Here is an 18,568-nt window from a genome sequence, read left to right on the forward strand (position 1 = left end):
AAGAACACCGCATCACCCGATCTCGAAAACAAGACAAACGATGCTAAAGTGACTACTGAGGCGATAGCTTCCTAATAGTCACCGATTACGGGTGACCTTCTCAAACACCACTTCCCTGGGCGCGGCCTCTGCTGCAGTGCCTCATCGACCATCTCGAAGGGCACCAGTTGCGTCAGCTCCCCCAGATGGCCGGGCGCAAAGGCGCCCGAGGCCACCACAAGGGTGCGATTGATGACAGACTTGTTTTCCAACGGGGCTCCCGCGCCGAACAGTGATCTTGGTCGACACCGTTCTAGCAGGAGCTCCGTGTCTATTTCAGACGGCCTTGACTTGGCCCGCAGGCGCTTAACTACATGGCATTGGCTCTAGAGGAGGTGCGGCGCCTGGTGTCCGGGCACACCGGTGTAGCTCTGTGACCGACAAACACGATCTTCGCTTCCCGACCGAGGCCCCGCGAGCACCCGCCTGTTTGGGTACGCGATCTGTTGAGGAGCGTGGTCGGTTGTGGTGATGCAGGATCCAGAGGGAGATTCCCGAGGCGGAGCATGAACGGATCGTGGCACGGGTGGCTGCGATCGGTGTGGCCAAGGCGTCCGGCGAGGTGTGCAGGCATGATCAGCGAATGCCGCCACCCCGCTTAACCGCAGCTCAGGACACGGAACTCAATGTTCGAGTGGTACAGCCGGGCGTATTCACACCCAGGATCTGGGAGCGCGGGCGACCGAGGCGAGGGCGGGGAAGAGCAAACCGGTGGGGTGAGCTCTCCCAGCCCTCATGCTCTGTCAGGAGTTCACAAGGATGCATGCTGGATGAGGCGCCACCAGTAGATGCCGTTGTCGCGGTTGATGTCGATCAGCGAGACACGGTTCACCACGACTGGGATTTCGGTGGTGTGCTGGGCGAGTATGTTCTGGATCGGTGCCAGGGGCGCCCCAGTGCTGTGGGAGTAGGCCAGGCTCACGTGAGGCCTGAACCTGTCCGCCGCTTCTGATACCCGGTCCGTTCCCCAGACATCAGCGATGCCGTCACGAACCGCAAGCCGAACCGCGTTCACCGCCTCGATCCGCCGGACGGGCAGGTTGACCCCTTCGGGATCCACGACTGGAGGCCCCAAGGTGACGGGCACGGGCCCGACCGCGGCTACACGTGCACTCACCGCTGCGGCGATCGCGTGCAGGTCCTCGTCGCTGACCTCGTCGGCGAAGCCGACGCCCTGCATCGTCATATGGAGCCACTCCAGCGGGATCGGGCCGAGCACCCCTGTTGCTGCCAGCTCAGGCTGAAGTGCCTGCGCGAACTCGTGGATGGCGGGCTGATCTTCGACGAGGATGTGCCAGGTGTAGTACGAGCGGCCGACGCGCCAGCCTGGTCGCCACCACCAATGGTCACGCGTCGTGGTCTCTTCCACTGCCAAGGGCCCGCCTTTCCACTTGGGAGGTCGTCGCCTCCTGCACCATGGTCACGACTGAGTCCGTATTCCCAAGGCTGGGCAGGATACGGACAGCCCCGGCGTCACGCAGGTCATCAGCGGAGCTTCGCCCCGATGCCACCGCGATCACTGGTACGCCGTTTTCCAGGGCGGCTTCGACATCGGCCGGCGTATCTCCGATGAGAGTCGCATTGCCGGGCGCGACCGGTTCCCCAAACACGGATGTAGCTCGTCCTAGTGCGATGCGCACCAGCTCGGCGCGCACGTCATCGTCCTCCCCGAAGGCCCCGATGTCCCAGCGGATATGCCTGTCAAGGCCGAAGACTTGGAGCTTGATTTCCGCGACCATTCGTACGTTTCCCGTCAGAACGGTCTGAACAACACCGGGTATCGCGCTCAGGGCGTTCAGAGCCGCGGCGGCGCCAGGTAGTGCGTGGCCACGCTCCCGCAACTCCGCAGCCCGCGCGAGGTGCGCCTTGGTGAGCGCTGAAGCGAACCGTTCGAAGTCGTGCCGGTCGGTATGCAACCCATGGAGTCTAGCGGTCTCCCGGAAGATCACAGATTCGGTGATGCCGTCGATCTTCGCCTGCTTGAGCATGGGTACGCCTGTCACCTGCTCGAATGCCTGGGCTGACAGTTCGCGACCGACGCCCCTTGTGTCGATGAGGGTATGGTCGATGTCCCACAGCACGATTCGGCGATCCATCATTGATTCCTCCAACCTCACCCATCGCTGCTCCAGACTGTCACACACTCGTGTAGATCTGGCCCTGTGCACCTGGGCCCGCCTACGCTCGATGCATCAATAGGCAGGGGGTCGGATGAGCGTCTCTGCGCTTCCCATCGGCGAACGTATTCGCTATTGGCGAGAAAAGAAGCACCGCAAACAAGCCGCCGTCGCCGGGCTATGCGGTATCACCGAAGAGTACCTGAGCCAAATCGAGCGTGGCTTGAAGATCCCCTCTCTACCAGTGCTCCAAGCCCTCGCGGCTGAACTCGGGGTCCCGGTTTCGGCTCTTCTGGGTGAGAAACGCAACGAACTCCTGGCAGAGAATGCCTACGTTGCCGACAGCGTCGTCACCGCCCTGATGGGGTACGGGCCGGCTGGCAGCGCGCAGCCCGTGACGCTGGCCGAGCTACGTGAGCGAGTGGAGTCGGTATGGCGGATCTGGCAAACCAGTCCGAAGCGTTTCACCGAGGCCGCCTCCGTTCTCCCTGCTCTCATCGTCGATACCGAGAACGCCATACGAGCTCACCGCCTCAGCTCTGACAGCGCGGCGCGGCGGGATGTTCTGAGAACGGCCGCAGACCTCTATTTCATGCTTCGCTCGTATTGCCGTCGTGCTGGGCGGGTTGAGCTATCGCTCATGGTTGCGGACCGAGCGTTGCGCGCAGCCGAGGACGCTGATGATCCGATTCGGTTGAGTGCGGCGCAGTGGAATCTTGGACATGTTCTTCTCGCCGATGGCGAGTACGAGGGAGCCAAGCAGGTCGCGCTCCGAGGCATTGAAGGTCTGCGTGCCCTGCCACGGGACGCAGACACGATCGCGATGGCGGGTGCGCTGGAACTGGTCGCGGTCGTCGCCGACGCTCGGCGCAAGCGGTGGGGGCAAGCACGCGAACGCCTCTCCAGCAACGCCACGCCGCGGGCACAGCAGGTCGGCGAGGGCAACACGATGTGGACTGTCTTCGGTCCTACCAACGTTGAACTCCACGCGGTAAGCATCGAAATGGAGGCCGGCGAGGCCGCAGAGGCCCTACGCGTTGCGGATCAGATCGACACCAGTCACCTACCGTCGATCGAGCGCCGTTTCACGTTCCTCCTGGAAGTTGCTCGCTGTTACGACTTGCGTCGCGAAGACCCGGCCGTGCTGGTACACCTCCTCGACCTGGAGCAGATGGCCCCCGAGGACCTGGCCAGGAACCCGCTCGCTCGAAACATGGTCACCCGTCTCCGTCGTCGTGTACGGGCTACGTATCGCCGACAGGTTGATGCCCTGGCTGAGCGCCTAAGCTCTGTTTGATCTCCTAGCTGCTGGTTACCCGAACTGACAGTTCGGGTGAGTCCCTCTCGCCGTCCTTACCGTCGCTGGAAACGTCACTCGACGAACAGCGATGGTGACCAATGCAAGGGATGGCAAACACAGTCCAGACTGCCGCTGGCACGCAAATCGCGGCGATGGCGGCTGAATGGGATGGCATCCGTGTGCCGAGGCACATCGGCCTGGCCATGCTCCAACGCCTGTCCGACGCCAGCCTGCCGGTCATCGTCGATCCAGCAGAACGCGCCCTGTATTTCCTGGTCCCCGTCGGCACCGCCGACGACTGGGAACTACCCGATCGGCGAGTTCTCGATATCAGGCGCCACGTCAACCTCCCTCCTACGCAGCGGCAGATGCCGCCTGGCTGCTACTGGCTCACGTTGCCGGGGTGCTCAGTGCGATGCGTCGGCTTGAGATCGCTACGCACGGCGCTGGTGGGCGTGTGGAACATCCTGCTTGCCTCCCGAGCGGGCACGAGGCCAGCCAGCGTGGCCGCCGGCGCGTATGCCGATGGCATGCGGGACATCGCTCGGTCCGGTGCTGGTCCTGCAGTGCTCCGTCCGGCTCCCCGTATCCAACAGAGGCCCATATGACAACCGAATCCACAGGACCGGGAAGCATGATCAACCCGTTCATCGCGACGCCGTCCCGCACGTACGCCTCTCTGCGCGGCGCAGAGAACGACGCCCTCGCCGCCGACCGGGAAGCCGTCGCCGAGCTGCGCGCCGCGATCGACAGGGTGGACGACGTCGTCCGGGAGAACGCCGAAGCGCTCATCAGGGCGGTCCGCTATCTCACCGGCATCGGCTTCGACCAGTTCGCCGACCTGGGCGGCGGCCGCCCCATGCAAGGCCTGGACGCCCGGAAACTGCCTGACCTGGCGGTCGTCGCCGCGCACGAACAGCCGGAGACGCGGTGGCTGCTCATCGACTCTGACATCACCGCGATCACGGCGGGCCGAGCCCTCCTGCGGGGTATAGCGCAGGCGGAGCAGGCGGACTTGCGCGACACCACGAAGGTCTTCCAAGCGGTCGAGGCGCACCTGGACCTGGACCGGCCGATCGCCGTGATTCTCGGGGCGGTGCTGCACTTCCTGACCGATCAGGAAGCGGCCCAGCTCATGGCCGACCTGTGGGATCGCCTGCCGGCAGGCAGCATGGTGGTCGTCACACACCTGACCAGCACCGGCGTAGACCCCGAAGTGGTCGCGCACGGCAAAGCCACCTACGAGGCCCAGCACGACATCCGTATCTACCCCCGCACCGTGGGGGAGATCACGGCGCTGGCCGGCAATTTCGCCATCGCCGATCCCCCGAGTGTCGTCCGCACGATCGAGTTCATGCCCGAGGAGGGGCCGTCTCCGGAGGAGGCCCCGCACTTCCTCATGTGGATGGCGACGCGGTGAAACCGCCGCGCCGCCCGCTGAACGATGCGTGCCGTCCCGAGCGCACCGGGCGGCCCGTGTCGCACCACCGTCTCGCCCCCCGGGGACGAGCTTCGTTCCTCTCCCCGGGGCGCGAGACGGCCAACATCTTTCCCGCCCTCCTTGGAGGAACCGTGAGCGACTTTCCCGAATTGGCCAGGCTGCCGTACACCATCCGCCAGCTCATCGTGAAAGGGCCCACCGGCCCGATCGACCGCATCCAGCCGGTCAGCACCTCCCGGCACGGTCTGGCCCTGCATGTGTACGGCACCCGCCAGGCCGTGTTCCTCCGCGCCACCCCAATGCGCAGCCCGGAGCTGCTGCTCTACAAGCGGGAGCGGTCGGCAAGCCTGAGCCTGCCCCTGGACGCGCCGGCGCCGCGCCTGCTGTGGACCACCGCGGTGGACGGCTGGCTGGTGCTGGCCTACGAGCTCATCAACGACAACGCCGATCACGCGTTTCTGTCGCCGGACCCGGAGTCGCTGGACGTACCGCTCGTCCTGGACGCCGTGCAGCGGCTGGGCAAGGTGCTCACCCCGGGCACGGATGAGCGCGCCCGGCCCGTGTTCGACCTGGTCACCAGCATGTGGGCGATGGCCAACCACATGCTCAACAAGGCGCCCACCGTGCTGCGCGGGCGGGACCTGTTCGAGGACGCGCTCCACGGGTTCGACCTGGAGGCGTTGCAGGGCGACACGCTGCTGCACGGCAACCTCAGCCCGCGGCACCTGCGCATCAAGGACGGCCAGGTGTACGCAGTGGACTGGTCGCAGGCATGCCGGGGCGCCGCCGGCGTCGACCCGGCGCTGCTCGCCCCGCATTTCGTTGAGGCCGGCTACAGCCCCGAGCACACCGAGGCGCTGATGGCGAGCATTCCCGCGTGGAACGAGCTGCCAGCCGCCCAGGCGGCCGGGCTGACCGCGTTATGGACGCTGGCCCGGCTGTATGCCGTCGAACACGGCCACCAGGTGCGCCACCCCGAGCAGACCCGCCTCTCCGACGCCGGACGTGCTTGGCTCGCTCACCTGCTGGCCCGGCTCTGACCGGAGCCGTCGATGCTGGCGCGGCAACCCGTACCGGTGCTGCCCTCCCCGCGGGGCTGCGCTGCTGGGCCGCGCCCCGTGCGGGGTGTGCCCGGTGTCGTCGTCCCCGCCGCCCCGCACCTGGCGCAGGCCGGGAGAACCCCAGCCCGCTCCGGCCTGCGCCATCAATCCATCCCGTCCTCAAGGAGACACCGATGCTGGCGCGCGACGAAGCCGCCGCTGACGAGGTAGCACGCCAGACGGTCCAGGAACTCGAGCTGGTCGCCCACGGCTGGTTCCACGTGGAGTACTCCCTCCACAGGCGTGAGTTCATCGCCTACTACCGGGGGCGCGACTGCCCTCCGGGCGGGCTAATCCTGCGGGCGGCCGTCCCTGACCAGCTCCTCACGCTGATGGACCGTGTGGCGCCGCCCGGCTGGCGGATGCCGGACCTGCCGGTCATGTCCGCACGACAGGCGTCGAGGCTCACCCGCTACGGCGCGCCTGGAAACCGGCGTAGCGGGTGAGGCAGCCAATGCGTACGACCCGATTCCAGGAAGAAGCCTATGGACGTGACGGCGACGTCGTATGTGTACGGCCGCGAGATCGATGGCAGCCACGAACGGTGGGTCATCTTGGTGGCGGTCCCCGTGCGCGGTGGCACGCTCCTGCACGAGGAACACACACGCAGCGGCCCCAACAACAGCAGGCGCATGCTGCTCAACCGCATCGTGCCGCTGCCCGCGGGCACGACGGTGGAGACGTGGTTGCAGGAGCGGGACCAAGAACTGCAGGCCAGCGGATGGGACCCGCCCAACCGCGTCGCCGGCTTCTGCTAACACCCGCATCTCTGCTCCCCCTCGCCGTGCTCCAGCCAGCACGGCGCCATCGGGGGGCGATGGCCGAGGAGAGAGAAGGGACGGCGCGGCTAACTCCGCCCAGCAGTCCACCCACAGCCATCATCGACCAGTTGCCCATCACAACCAAAGAAGAGGGGACCCAACCGGTGACCATCGACAACGACGTCCAAGACGCCTCCGCGCTACGTGCCGCCATGGTGCGCGAACTGCGCGAGCAGGGGGCGATCCAGTCTGAGCGTGTGGCGGCAGCCATCGCCACCGTGCCGCGCCACCTGTTCACGCCGGGCGAGACGTTGGAGACCGCGTACGCCGCGAACACCGCGCCGATCGTCAAAGCCGACGCCAACGGTATGACCCTCAGCTCCGTTTCCGCCGCTCACCTCCAGGCCACCATGCTGGAACAGGCGGAGATCGAACCGGGCATGCGCGTTCTGGAGGTTGGGTCCGGCGGCTACAACGCCGCCTTGCTGGCCGAGCTCGTCGGCGAAAGCGGACGCGTCACCACGGTGGACATCGACCCGGACATCGTCGAGCGCGCTGGCACCTTCCTGCGCGAGGCCGGCTACGACCACGTCCACGTGGTGCTGGCCGACGCGGAGCAGGGACTCGCCATGTCTGCCCCCTACGACAGGATCATCATCACGGCCGGGAGCTGGGATATCCCGCCCGCATGGATCGAGCAGCTCACCGACACCGGCCGGATCGTCGTCCCGCTCCGGTTCGCGGGGGTGACCCGCTGGATCGCGTTCGACCGTGACCGCTCGGGTCTGGTCAGCCGCGGCTACGGTTTGTGTTCCTTTGTGCCGGTCCAGGGGGCCGGCTCTCACACCGAGCGCGCCGTAAGCATCGACGACGGGGTGGTGCTGCGCCTCGACGACGACACCCTCACGGTCGATACGGATGCGTTGCGCCGGGCGTTGCACCTGCCGCGCATCGCACGCTGGTCCGGGACCGCGTTCGACATGCCCGACGAGGTGGTGCTGTTCCTGCTCACCACCGACCCGCACATGACGATGCTGCACGCTGACCAGCGACGCGTCGACCAGGAGCTGCTCGCTCCCTCGACGCTGCGGGGTGTGCCCGCGCTGATCAGCGGCGACAGCTTCGCCTACCGGACCAGGCGGGAAAACGACCAGACCGGCGGATACGAGAGCGGCGTCTACGCGCACGGCCCGGCCGCCGAGCAGGTCGCCGCCCGGTACGTGGAGCTGCTGCGCCAGTGGGTCAGCGAGTATCACCGCCGCGGTGCCGCGTCCATCCGGTACATCCCGATGCCCGCGAACGCGCCGACCCTTTCCGCAGGCGTCTTCGCGAAGCGGCACGGGACCGTCGTGGTCACCTGGCCATAGACCGCCGGGGGACACCCCCGGGGAACCCAACCGCCCCCACGAAGGAGGTTCACCATGTCCATGACCCAGCTCAACCCGCCAGTCGCGGCAGCCTTGCCCGTGCCGCCGAGGAATACCGGCTGGAGCGACGACGAGTGGACGGACTTGGACGTGTCCATCATCGAGTCCGGCGTGGCCGCCGAGCAGCTCATCCGCATGACCGACGACGGCTGCAACTCGACGTGCGCGACCGCGTGCAACAGCTGCCCGTAAGCGCCCCGTGCGCCTGAACAGATCCGACGCCTGACCCGAACGCCCGGCCGGCGCGGCTCACCACCGGCCGGGCAACCCCGATGCGGGAGCGGCAGATGTACCACTACCTCAACACCGCGGTGTTACGTGCCCCGGCATGGCGGCCAGACCAGCCGCCACCCTCGTGGCCTGATCTGACCGGGTCGGACGCCGGCCCCACCTCCTGGCGGGCCTGGCTGGCTCGCACGTGGCAGGCGCCCGGCTTCGCAGCGGCCGTCGAGCAGGCCAGCCCGGATCTGGCGCGGCGGGTGTGCACGATCCTCGATGGACGGCCGGTGCCTGTCCCGGCAGTGCGCCGCGCGGTCCTCGCGGTGATGCGCTACCTGCTGCGTGCTTCCACCCGCCCGACACCGTTCGGCCTGTTCGCCGGCGTCGCTCCGGCTCGCATCAGCACCGCAACGGACCTGCCTGAGGTGCGCATCGGGGACGCGCACCGCCCGATCGCCCGTGTCACAGCCGAATGGCTCGCCGCGATCGTTCAGCGGCTGGAAGGCGAGACAGCGCTCCAGCGACGCTTGACCGTGGTCGCCAACAATTTCGCGTTCGAGCGGGACGGCCGCCTGGTGCTTGAGCACCGCGCCAGCACTGAGGCGGGCGGCGCCCCAGGGGAGGTGAGCGTGCGCGCCACCGCCCCCGTACGGGAAGCCCTCCGGCTGGCGCGTGACCCCCTCCCCGTCGCGGACCTGGTGGCCCGGCTATCGGGCACCTCCCCGCACACCCCCGAACGCAGCATCGAGGCGCTCGTGGCCGAACTGGTCGCCCAGCGCCTCCTGCTCACCAGCCTGCGCCCGCCCATGACGACCTGCGACCCGCTCCGGTACCTGCTGCACGAGCTGGACGCCGTGGACGCGGAAGACATCAGCGAGGTGGCCGACATCGTCAAGGGCCTGCGCGGCATCGCCGAGGAGCTCACCCGGCACGACCACGCACCCGCCACCGCGGCGGGCGGTCACCGGGCGCGCGCGGCCGCCGCGATGACAGCCCTCCACCCTGCGACACGCCCGCCGCTCACACTCGATTTACGGCTGGATGGGCACGTGATGGTGCCGGCTGCCGTGGCGGCGGAAGCAGCCGCGGCAGCAGCCGCGCTCGTCCGCCTGGCCCGCCGCCTTGCTCTGAACGCGGGCTGGCTGGCCTGGCACGAGCGGTTCCTGGACCGCTACGGCTTGCGCGCCCTGGTCCCGCTGCGGGACGTGGTCGACGCCGACACCGGGCTCGGCTACCCGCCCGGTTACATCGGCGCCCCCGGCCTGGGCGGCGAGGTGCTGACCGATCGCGACAGCACGCTGCTGGCCCTGGCACAGAACGCCGCGGTGCGCCGCCAGCGCGAGATCCGGCTCGATGACGACCTGATCGCCCAGCTCAGCCCAGTGGACACGCAGACACTGATTCAGCCGACCACGGAGCTGACCGTACGCATCGACGCCCCCAGCACGCAGGCGTTGGCCGAGGGTACGTTCACGCTCGCCGTCACCGGGGTATCGCGCACGGCCGGCACCACCACCGGCCGGTTCCTCGACCTGCTCGACCCCGCCGACCGGCAGCCGATGACGGCCACGTACGCGAAGCTCCCCACCGGCGTACGGGACGCGCTCGCGGTGCAAGTCTCGGCGCCTTCGCCCTACACCAGTACCGAGAACGTCGCCCGCGTCCCCCAAGTGCTGCCCGACCTGCTGCCCGTGGGCCAGTACCCCGGCGCCCGCCCGGTCGCTCTGGACGACGTGGCCGTCACCGCTGACCGGCACGGAGTCTACCTCGTGTCGCGCTCCCGCCGCCGCGTCGTCGAGCCCGTGGCCCTCAACGCGGTGAACCCGCGCCAGCACACGCACCCACTCGTGCGGTTCCTCCTGGAAGCCCCGCACGCTCTGCGCGCCCCGTGCGCGGGCTTCGACTGGGGTGCCGCCGCGGCGCTGCCGTTCGTTCCGGCGCTGCGCTACCGGCGCACTATCCTCTCGCCCGCACGGTGGCGGCTCACCACGGCCGACCTGCCCGCGCCGGCGGCCGTATGGCAGGAATGGGAAAGCACGCTGACCAGATGGGCCGAGCAGGTCGCGCTCCCGCAGACGGTCTCCCTCGGCGGGGGAGACCAGCACCTTCGGCTCAACCTCGCCGAGCCCGCGCACCGCGCCCTGCTGCGCGCCCAAGTGGACCGCGCCGGCACCGTTGTGCTGCGCGCCGCACCCGAGCCTGAGGCGGCCGGGTGGATCGGTGGGGGCGCCCACGAGCTCGTGATCCCGCTCGCCACGACCCTCCCGCCAGCCGAGCCGCCCCCGCTCCCGCCCACGGTGACCCGCCGCTCCCACGGCCGCCTGCCTGGCCAGGACGGGCGGCTGTCGGTCAAGGTGTACGGCCACCCCGACCGGCACGACGCCATCCTCACCCGCCACCTGCCGCGCCTGACCGAGGCGCTCGGCAGCGACGCCCCATGGTGGTTCCTGCGCTACCACGACCCCGATCACCATCTCCGCATCCGCCTCACAGTGCCCACCGGCGCATTCGCCGCTACCGCCGCCGAGGTCGCCGCGTGGAGCGAGCAGCTGCGACGGGCCAGGCTTACCGGGCGCGTGCAGTGGGACACCTACTTCCCGGAGACCGCCCGCTTCGGCGGGCCCGACGCCGAGGCGGCGGCCGAGGCGTACTTCGCCGCCGACTCGGCCGCGGCCCTCGCCCAGGTGCTCGCGGTCACCTCTCTGGGAGGGCCCCACCTGCACGCCCTGGCCGCCGCCAGCATGCTCGACATCGCCGCCGCGCTGCTCGGCGACCGTGCCGCGGCGATGCGGTGGTTGATCGACCACACCCGCCCCGACGCTTCCGCCCCCGACCGGGCTATCTACGAGCAGGCCGTACGCCTGGCCGCCCCGGACGACCACGCCGAGCTCCACGCAGCGCAACCGGCAGGCGAGCAGATCATCACGTGCTGGGAGCGGCGACGGCGGACGCTGGCCGCCTACCGCCGCACGCTGGAGGAGACGGGAACGCCGCCCGCGGTGGTGCTGCCGGATCTGCTGCACCTGCACCACGTCCGCATGGCCGGACCCTCGCTGTCCAGCGAGCGGGCGTGCCTGCACCTGGCCCGCGCCGCCGCGTTGAGCTGGACCAACCGCCCCACAAGGAGCAGACCATGAGCGCGCCACAGCCCCACGCGCTGGCGGTAGCCGGGTCCATCGCCACGGCGCTGGCCGACCCCCAGCCATGGGTCGCCGAACCTCCCGGCAACGGACGGATCTGGCCGCAATCCCTCGCGGGCGGTGCAGCCGGTATCGCCCTGCTGCACATCGAGCGCGCCCACTCCGGCCACGGCGACCCCGCCACCGCGCACGCCTGGCTGCACGTGGCCGCCTCCGGCGCATTGACGGCGGCGGCCAACGCCGGCCTGTTCTTCGGCGCTCCCGCCTTGGCCTTCGTCACGCACGCGGCCGCAGACGACTCGGGCCGATATCGGGGCGCACTGGCCCGCCTGGACGACGCCGTCATGACCCTCACCCGCACACGCCTGACCGCAGCTCACGCCCGCATCGACTGCGGCGAACGACCCGAGATGAAGGAATTCGATCTGATCCGCGGGCTGGCCGGCCTGGGCGCCTACCATTTCAGACGCCATCCCGATCACCCGATCACCGGCGAGGTGCTGTCCTACCTCGTCCGCCTGACCGAACCGCTGCCCGCAGGCGGCGAGCTGCCGCCGTGGTGGACGAGCGTCGCACCCAACGGGGAGCCCAGCTCGGACTACCCGCACGGACACGGCAACCTGGGCATGTCCCACGGCATCTGCTCGGCGCTGGCCCTCCTCTCCCTGGCCGTGATCCGCAACGCCGGCGTCGCCGGCGTGAAAGAAGCGATCGAAGCCATCTGCGGCTGGACCGACACCTGGCGGCAGCACGACGACGCCGGACCGTGGTGGCCCGGATACATCACCCACGACCAGGCGTGTACCCAGCGCGTCGACCCGTCGCAGCGGCCCCGGCCGTCGTGGTGCTACGGGATCAGCGGCACGGCCCGCGCCCAGCAACTGGCGGGCATGGCGCTCGGCGACCACACCCGCAAACAGGCGGCTGAGGCCGCCATGCTGGCGACGCTGCGCGATCCCGCGCAACTCGACCGGCTCCCAGAGATCGGCCTGTGCCACGGCACAGCCGGGCTGCTCCAAGCCGCCTGGTGGATGGCCGCCGACGCCCACACCTCCCAGATCAGTGCCGAGCTCCCCAACCTGGCCCACCGGCTGACCGAGCAGCTATCCCGGAGCCTGCCCGGACCCGAACTCCTCGACGGCGCCGCCGGGGCCGCGCTCGCCCTGCACACCATCGGCACCGGCATCGCGCCAGCATCGCGCTGGGACACCTTCCTGCTGCTGGCCTGACCATCGGAGAACCTGCATGGATACCTGCCCGTGGCGGCAAGTCAACCTCGCCTTCCCCGACTGGGCCAGCGCCGAGCACATCGCGGTGACCCACCTCGCTCCGCTGCTGGAAGCGGCCGAACATGAACGGCTCATCACCGCCTGGTTCTTCATGCGCAAGAGGCCCTGCTGGCGCATCCGATACGCGCCCAGCAGCGGCCGAACGCAGCCACACTTCCGGGCCCACCTGAACAACCTCATCCGGCAACGCCACATCGACACCGCGACCGAGGCCGTCTACGAGCCTGAACAGCACGCTTTCGGCGGCGCCGAAGCCATGTGGTGCTCTCACGACCTGTTCCACCTCGACAGCCGGCACCTTCTCCACCACCTCACCCACTCGCCAGGTATGCAGCGCCGCCGCGAGCTGTCGATCCTGCTGTGCACCGTGTTGCTCCGCGCGGCCGGGCTGGACTGGTACGAGCAGGGCGACGTGTGGGCACGGGTAGCCGACCACCGCGATCTGCCCAGCCCGATCCCGCCCGAGCACGGCGCCCGTTGGAGGCCGGGCTGCGGCGGCTCATGAGCGTGGACGCCGGCCCCCTCCTGCGCGACGGCGCGCCGCTGGGGTTCGCCGCCGAATGGGCGGCAGCGTTCGCCGCTGCCGGGAGCCAACTGGCCCGCCTGGCATCCAGTGGGCTGCTGCACCGTGGCCTGCGCGCCGTCCTCGCCCACCACATCGTCTTCGCGTGGAACCGGCTCGGCATGCCCTACACCACCCAGGCCGTCTTGGCCCACACCGCCAAGCAGGTGGTGTTCGGGCCCGTCCCCGCTCGGCACCATCGGACCACCGAGGAGTAAACGATCATGGACGTCGTGCTGGAGCAGGCAGCTCAACGGTTCCCCCTGATCCCACGCCCCCGACCTGCGTGCCCGCCGCTGACGGCGCGCGTCGCCGCGCTGTGCGACCTCGCCGACGCGGCCGCACACCGGGCCGACGCCGACCACCTCGCGCTTGCCGCCGAGACGCTGAACAAGGCAGCGCTGATCGCGAGCGACTGCGGCGTCCCGGGCCTGGCGCGCTCGCTGTGCTGGCGGCATTTCACCATCTACCGGCTCGGGTGGCCGCTGGGCGGCCAGCATGCGCGGCGGGCGCTGGAACCGCTCGTCAACCTCGCCAGGCTGGCCATCCGCGCCGGCAACGGCTTCGGCGGCTACCAGCTGATCGAAAACCTGCTCCACGCCGTCAGCTCCGGCGGGCGGGCCGACATCGACGGGCGCCCGGTGTCGTTCGACTCCTTCACCCGCACCAGCGACGACCTGCGGATGGTCCGCCAGTGGCTGTACGGGGTGTTCGTCGCCGAAGGCATCCGGGCGCTGATCAGCTCCAGCCGCTGGCAGGACGCCGTCACCCATGCGCAGCAGTACCGAGGCGTCGGCGAGCGACTCTTGGACGGACGGCAGGCCGCCGTCGTCGCGCACTGCCTGGCCGGGCACGCCGACACCGCCGCGGCGCTCCTCGCCGGCAGCACCCTCGTTCAGCCGTGGGAGCACGCGGTGGCCGACTGCCTGGCCATGCTGTGCGACCGCTCCGCCGGACACTCGACCAGCAACATCGGCGCCGACCTACAACGCCACTACCTCGAACTCGACCGCACACCAGAACTGGTGGTGTTCCGTACCCGTCTCGGCCTGACCATCCTCGACCTCGCCGACGCCGACCGGCCCCTGACCGGCCAAGTGTTCGCCTGCCTGATCAGCGACCTAATCGCGACGGCGGACGGGTACGCCGCCCGAGACGCCCTGTCCCACCAAGGATGCAGAACCAGACTGACGACCCGCCAGCAGCGGGCACTCGCCTCAGCTGTGGAGTCCGCCGGGCTGAGGGCCGAGGCGATCCCGCAGCCGCTGGTGCGTTACCTCCACACCGCAGTGGAGATCGGCGAGGCTGTGCTCGCCCGGTCTCTCGACGCGGCCGCTGTCGAGGCGACTGCTCCTGCCTCGACGGTCCGCTCATAGCGGCGATACGGCCAGTAGAGAGCCTGCCGCCACCTGCAGGGGCAGCGGTCACCGGCTTTGTGCGCTCGCGGTAGCAGTAGCCATAACCGCGTTCTGCACCTGGCGCAGGCGCTTGGTCTGGTCATCGGCCGCCATCAGGCGCCGTCGGTAAGCGGCGACGACCTCCGACTCACCGAGCCACACCTTGTCGCCTCCGTGCCGACGCGGCCAACGCAGCGGGCTGTCCTTCGCACCGGGGAGCGAGACGGCGTGTGGAGCCTGCGGGCTTGGTGGTACCGAGATGAGCAGGAAGCCCGTGCCCGGGACGGAAGGGTTGGCTACCTCCGCATCTCGAATCGAGGCATCGGGATGCCCCGTGTGGCCGCCGCGTTACGCACCCGACTCTGCAGCTTGATGAAGGACACGTTCAACGGCTTGGACGGGATGTCTCCGACCTCGGCCACGCCGACGACGATCAGTCAACCGATGTGGTTGGCGAAGGTGGCGACGTCGACGGTGGTGTCCTCGTTGCCCTTCTCCCCGGAGGGGATGTCGCACTTGTAGTTCAGGTCTTCGGTTCGCGGGCATCGGGATTGTTGACCACAGCGGCGATCTGGGCATAGCTGAGCAGCGTGTAGCGAACGCAATGCCCGGGCCAGCTACATCCCGTGGCACGGGCTCTCGGCAGCGCCCATCCGGTCTTACGGGTGAGCACTGTTCTATTTTGGCATTTCAGCCCACGTGGAGCGGTTCGGGACGGTCGGCCGTGGTGGCGATCAAATGGTTGTGGAGGAACGCGCTGATGGCCTCGTACGCGGTCAGCTCGTTGGCGCGGTTGGTGAAGCCGTGGCCTTCGTCGGGATAGATGTCGTAGCGAACCTCGACGCCGCGTTCGCGTAGCCGGGCGACGATCTGGTCGGATTCGGCCTGGGGAACGCGTGGGTCGTGGGCTCCCTGGAGTACGAACAGGGGCGCGGTGATGCCGTCGGCGTAGGTGACGGGGCTGCGCTCCAGGAGCTGTTCGGCGCGGGTGTCGGGATCCCCGAGGACAGTGGCGACGAAGGTCTTCCAGGTGGGGGGCGACGCCTTCGCCAGTGTGAGGAGGTTGCTGGGGCCGCATATGGAGACGCCTGCGGCCCAGGGGTAGGGGAGGCGGGCCAGGCAGGACAGAGCGGCGAAGCCTCCGTAGGAAGCCCCCATGACGGCGAGTCGGTTCGGGTCGGTCCAGTCGAGGGCGTGGAGGTATTTGACGGCGTGGTCCAGGTCGTCGAGGTCGATGCCGCCCCAGTCGCAGTAGATGAGTTTCTGGTGGGCGGTGCCGTACCCGGTGGATCCGGCGAAGTTGGGGGCCAGGATGGCGATGCCCTGATGGAGAAGATGCTGGTAGAGGCCGGAGCGGGCGTAGAGGGGGCGTTCCTGGGATTCCGGGCCGCCGTGGATGGACAGCAGGACCGGGTGCGGGCCGGGGCCGTCCGGGCGGTAGAGCAGAGCGTGGACGTCGCGTCCGTCGCGGGCCGGGTAGGTGATCAGCTCGGGGGCGACGGGGTCGATGACATGCAGCGCCGGGGGGCGGGTGTCGGTGAGGTAGCGGAACTCGTGGCGGGCTAGATCAAGCACCGCTATTTCCGCCGGCCTCGCCGCGGAGTTGATCAGGAGGACAGCGAAGGAAGCGTCAGGCGCCAGGGACAGCGCGGAGATGACGCCGGGCGGGATGCCGGGCAGCGAGACAGGGGAGCCGTCGCGGTCGGCGTGCAGGCGGGAGCTGCCGCCCTCGTTGACGGACCAGATGCGGACTCCCGCAGCGGCGTCGAGGACCTCGACGTCCCACTTCGGGCGCGCGATCGCCTGCAGGGAGCTGGCTGCGAGGTCGTAGAAGGCGGCGGCGGTGAACTCGCTCCAGTGGTCGGTGAGCAGGTGGAAGCCGCTGGAGTCCGCCGCCCAGACTCCGGGCTCGAAGACACCCTCGCCCAGGGCGGATGTCAGGCAGACCGGCTCGGCGTCTGGGTCGCTCAGGTTGATGAGGTAGATGGCGATGTCGGTGTTGGAACGGAACCCGGTTGCCAGTAGCCAGCGGCCCTCGGGGGAGAGGCTGGCGGCCTCGAACGCAACCCCTTGCGGGGGCGTGAAGCGGCGGAGCTCACTGGTCTGCAGATCGTGGACGATGAGGTCCTGAGCGGCGGGGTCGCGGTCGTTGGCGGTGTAGGCCAGGAAGCGGCCGGTCGGGTCGAACGGCGATGTGGCCAGGACGCGCTGGCAGTCCGGCCCGGAGCTGATCTCGGTCAGGTCGCTGCCGTCGAGAGCGACGAGGTAGAGGCGGAATTGCTCGTCGCCGTTTTCGTCGGCGGTGAAGACCAGCCGATCGCCGGAGGGTGTCCAGGCGATCTGGCGGACAGCTCGGTCGTCGAAGCCCGCCACGCGGCGCGGCTCGCCACCGGAGACGGGAACGACCCACAGGTCGTAGTGTCCGGAGGCGTGGCTGGAGTAGGCGACCAGGTGGCCGTCTGGGGACAGTGCGAGGGTGGGCTGGAATCGCTGCTGGGGGACAAAGTCCAGGTATCCGGGCATGTGACAGGGCCTCTCGGGTTCAGTCGATCCAGCCGCGGCGTACTGCTGCGGCTCCGGCGGCGAAGCGGGTCTCCACGCCCAGCTCATCGCGGATGGCGGTCCAGTGTCTGCGCATGGTGTTGACGCTGATGTCCATCCGCCGGGCGATCGCCTCGTCGGGTAGTCCTTGGTTGAGCAGCTGGAGTACCTGCAACTGCGCGGGTGTGAGCGGCGCGGCGGCCTTCGCGCTGCCGAACGGGATCGCCTTCTCCCAGAGCAGCTCGAAGTACTCCCGCAGCGCACCAACGATGACGGGCGAGCGTACGAGCAGTGCCCCGCCCATGCCTGTCGGTGTCAAGGGAAGAAGCGCGACCGCCTCGTCTGCGAGCTTCATCTTCATTCCGATGCGGGGCAGTAGCCGCGCCTGTTCGCCGGCTTCGACCGCGGCCTCGATGGTCTTCGCACCGATCGGGTGCTCTGCGCAGCGTGTCTCGTAGATCGCCCGGCATTGCACCCGGCCCTCGAAGACTGGCAGCGGTGCGTACCCGGTGGAGTCCTCGACGGGCGCCTCCAGGACGTAGTTGTCGAGCGTGAGCCAGTCGTGTCGCGCGGCGTTGATGAGTGCGTAGGACAGGGAACTGATCTCGTCCCGGTCGGTGACGATCTGCACGAGCCGGTCCATCGCGGAGTTCGAGGACGCCGAGGCCGGCGTCTGGTGGAACTCGCTCAGCCGCTTGTGTCCAGCCAGCAACCGCTCCTGATCGCTGACCAGGCGGCGTGAAAGATCCGTCAAGACGCCCTGCAGCGCGAGTTCTGGGGGAGCGGGCACGAGACGCGGCGGCATCGCGGGGCCGTCCGGACGGCGATGTGCCATCCCGCGGGCCGTCAGTTCCGCGACCTGCTCACTGCTTCCCAGCAGGGACGCGGCGTCGTCCTCAGGGCAGCCGCCCTCCGTGAGCAGCATGGAGTACGACACGAAGATCTCTTCCGGGACGACGCCCTCCAATAGGCGCTTCGCTTTGACCTGATCCTGTCCGTCCACCGTCACCTCCGATCAGAGAGTAGTGGCCATGACACGCATTGTGATGGCCCATCTGGGCGTGTCGGACGATGAGTGGTTCCGAGCGATGGTGAGTTTTCACCATCGAGCGCTTTGCCCCAGAAGCCCGCAGCCATAGGCGTTCTCGCCACCCCGGACACCGCGCCCACGGCCAGTAGCTGCCGTGGAGAGTTTCACCACCTCTGTTGCGGTGCCGCGCGCGGTCTGATCAGTG

16 protein-coding genes are annotated in these 18,568 nt (G+C 68.9%); 12 read left to right on the forward strand and 4 right to left on the reverse strand.

Going from position 1 to position 18,568, the window contains the following annotated elements:
- Positions 1-790: 790 nt before the first annotated feature.
- Positions 791-1,408: a 2'-5' RNA ligase family protein gene (locus FH608_RS23790; RefSeq protein ID WP_226899884.1), complete on the reverse strand. Its 618-nt coding sequence runs from the start codon at positions 1,406-1,408 to the stop codon at positions 791-793.
- On the reverse strand, positions 1,386-2,120 hold the full coding sequence (locus FH608_RS23795) for an HAD family hydrolase (RefSeq protein WP_226899825.1): 735 nt from the start codon (positions 2,118-2,120) through the stop codon (positions 1,386-1,388). The genes FH608_RS23790 and FH608_RS23795 overlap by 23 nt, the downstream gene beginning before the upstream one ends.
- Before the next feature lie 130 nt (positions 2,121-2,250).
- Here FH608_RS23795 and FH608_RS23800 point away from each other — a divergent pair, with 130 nt between their 5' ends.
- From FH608_RS23800 to FH608_RS23850, 12 genes are all read left to right on the forward strand, one after another.
- Positions 2,251-3,453 carry a helix-turn-helix domain-containing protein gene (locus FH608_RS23800; RefSeq protein ID WP_139632804.1) on the forward strand — a complete coding sequence of 401 codons (1,203 nt, stop codon included), beginning with the start codon at positions 2,251-2,253 and terminating at the stop codon, positions 3,451-3,453.
- Positions 3,454-4,090: 637 nt separating this feature from the next.
- The gene (locus FH608_RS51615; protein WP_193318583.1) at positions 4,091-4,876 is read left to right on the forward strand and encodes an SAM-dependent methyltransferase; all 786 of its coding nucleotides are present in this window, start codon (positions 4,091-4,093) and stop codon (positions 4,874-4,876) included.
- Positions 4,877-5,028: 152 nt separating this feature from the next.
- Positions 5,029-5,937, forward strand: a complete 909-nt coding sequence (locus tag FH608_RS23810; RefSeq protein WP_139632806.1) for a hypothetical protein — start codon at positions 5,029-5,031, stop codon at positions 5,935-5,937.
- A 194-nt stretch (positions 5,938-6,131) separates the two neighbouring features.
- Positions 6,132-6,443 carry a hypothetical protein gene (locus FH608_RS23815; RefSeq protein ID WP_139632807.1) on the forward strand — a complete coding sequence of 104 codons (312 nt, stop codon included), beginning with the start codon at positions 6,132-6,134 and terminating at the stop codon, positions 6,441-6,443.
- Between the two features lie 45 nt (positions 6,444-6,488).
- Positions 6,489-6,755, forward strand: coding sequence for a hypothetical protein (locus FH608_RS23820; RefSeq protein WP_139632808.1), 267 nt, complete (start codon positions 6,489-6,491; stop codon positions 6,753-6,755).
- Positions 6,756-6,922: 167 nt separating this feature from the next.
- Complete coding sequence (fxlM, locus tag FH608_RS23825) at positions 6,923-8,125, forward strand: methyltransferase, FxLD system (RefSeq protein WP_226899826.1); 1,203 nt, start codon at positions 6,923-6,925, stop codon at positions 8,123-8,125.
- A 54-nt stretch (positions 8,126-8,179) separates the two neighbouring features.
- Positions 8,180-8,377 carry an FxLD family lanthipeptide gene (locus tag FH608_RS23830; RefSeq protein ID WP_139632810.1) on the forward strand — a complete coding sequence of 66 codons (198 nt, stop codon included), beginning with the start codon at positions 8,180-8,182 and terminating at the stop codon, positions 8,375-8,377.
- Between the two features lie 95 nt (positions 8,378-8,472).
- Positions 8,473-11,541 carry a lantibiotic dehydratase gene (locus FH608_RS23835; RefSeq protein ID WP_139632811.1) on the forward strand — a complete coding sequence of 1,023 codons (3,069 nt, stop codon included), beginning with the start codon at positions 8,473-8,475 and terminating at the stop codon, positions 11,539-11,541.
- On the forward strand, positions 11,538-12,773 hold the full coding sequence (locus FH608_RS23840) for a lanthionine synthetase C family protein (protein ID WP_139632812.1): 1,236 nt from the start codon (positions 11,538-11,540) through the stop codon (positions 12,771-12,773). The genes FH608_RS23835 and FH608_RS23840 overlap by 4 nt, the downstream gene beginning before the upstream one ends.
- A gap of 16 nt (positions 12,774-12,789) precedes the next feature.
- On the forward strand, positions 12,790-13,338 hold the full coding sequence (locus tag FH608_RS23845; protein WP_264372917.1) for a thiopeptide-type bacteriocin biosynthesis protein: 549 nt from the start codon (positions 12,790-12,792) through the stop codon (positions 13,336-13,338).
- The gene (locus FH608_RS53850) at positions 13,335-13,613 is read left to right on the forward strand and encodes a lantibiotic dehydratase C-terminal domain-containing protein (RefSeq protein ID WP_264372918.1); all 279 of its coding nucleotides are present in this window, start codon (positions 13,335-13,337) and stop codon (positions 13,611-13,613) included. The genes FH608_RS23845 and FH608_RS53850 overlap by 4 nt, the downstream gene beginning before the upstream one ends.
- Before the next feature lie 6 nt (positions 13,614-13,619).
- A complete protein-coding gene (locus FH608_RS23850) occupies positions 13,620-14,771 on the forward strand; it encodes a hypothetical protein (RefSeq protein ID WP_139632813.1) in 1,152 nt (383 codons plus the stop codon).
- A gap of 711 nt (positions 14,772-15,482) precedes the next feature.
- Here FH608_RS23850 and FH608_RS23855 read toward each other — a convergent pair.
- A complete protein-coding gene (locus FH608_RS23855; protein WP_193318584.1) occupies positions 15,483-17,315 on the reverse strand; it encodes a S9 family peptidase in 1,833 nt (610 codons plus the stop codon).
- 19 nt (positions 17,316-17,334) lie between these two features.
- Positions 17,335-18,342 carry a LuxR C-terminal-related transcriptional regulator gene (locus tag FH608_RS23860; RefSeq protein ID WP_139632815.1) on the reverse strand — a complete coding sequence of 336 codons (1,008 nt, stop codon included), beginning with the start codon at positions 18,340-18,342 and terminating at the stop codon, positions 17,335-17,337.
- Between the last annotated feature and the right edge of the window lie 226 nt (positions 18,343-18,568).

The sequence above is a fragment of the Nonomuraea phyllanthi genome (assembly GCF_006334985.2).
GTDB classification, from domain to species: domain Bacteria; phylum Actinomycetota; class Actinomycetes; order Streptosporangiales; family Streptosporangiaceae; genus Nonomuraea; species Nonomuraea phyllanthi.

Bases quoted from the DNA above. Each gene is read 5' to 3' on its own strand.
- FH608_RS23835 (WP_139632811.1), top strand. From the start codon at position 8,473: ATGTACCACTACCTCAACACCGCGGTGTTACGTGCCCCGGCATGGCGG.
- FH608_RS23840 (WP_139632812.1), top strand. From the start codon at position 11,538: ATGAGCGCGCCACAGCCCCACGCGCTGGCGGTAGCCGGGTCCATCGCC.
- FH608_RS23830 (WP_139632810.1), top strand. From the start codon at position 8,180: ATGTCCATGACCCAGCTCAACCCGCCAGTCGCGGCAGCCTTGCCCGTG.
- FH608_RS23815 (WP_139632807.1), top strand. From the start codon at position 6,132: ATGCTGGCGCGCGACGAAGCCGCCGCTGACGAGGTAGCACGCCAGACG.
- FH608_RS23850 (WP_139632813.1), top strand. From the start codon at position 13,620: ATGGACGTCGTGCTGGAGCAGGCAGCTCAACGGTTCCCCCTGATCCCA.
- FH608_RS23800 (WP_139632804.1), top strand. From the start codon at position 2,251: ATGAGCGTCTCTGCGCTTCCCATCGGCGAACGTATTCGCTATTGGCGA.
- FH608_RS23845 (WP_264372917.1), top strand. From the start codon at position 12,790: ATGGATACCTGCCCGTGGCGGCAAGTCAACCTCGCCTTCCCCGACTGG.
- FH608_RS23855 (WP_193318584.1), bottom strand. From the start codon at position 17,315: ATGCCCGGATACCTGGACTTTGTCCCCCAGCAGCGATTCCAGCCCACC.
- FH608_RS53850 (WP_264372918.1), top strand. From the start codon at position 13,335: ATGAGCGTGGACGCCGGCCCCCTCCTGCGCGACGGCGCGCCGCTGGGG.
- FH608_RS51615 (WP_193318583.1), top strand. From the start codon at position 4,091: ATGATCAACCCGTTCATCGCGACGCCGTCCCGCACGTACGCCTCTCTG.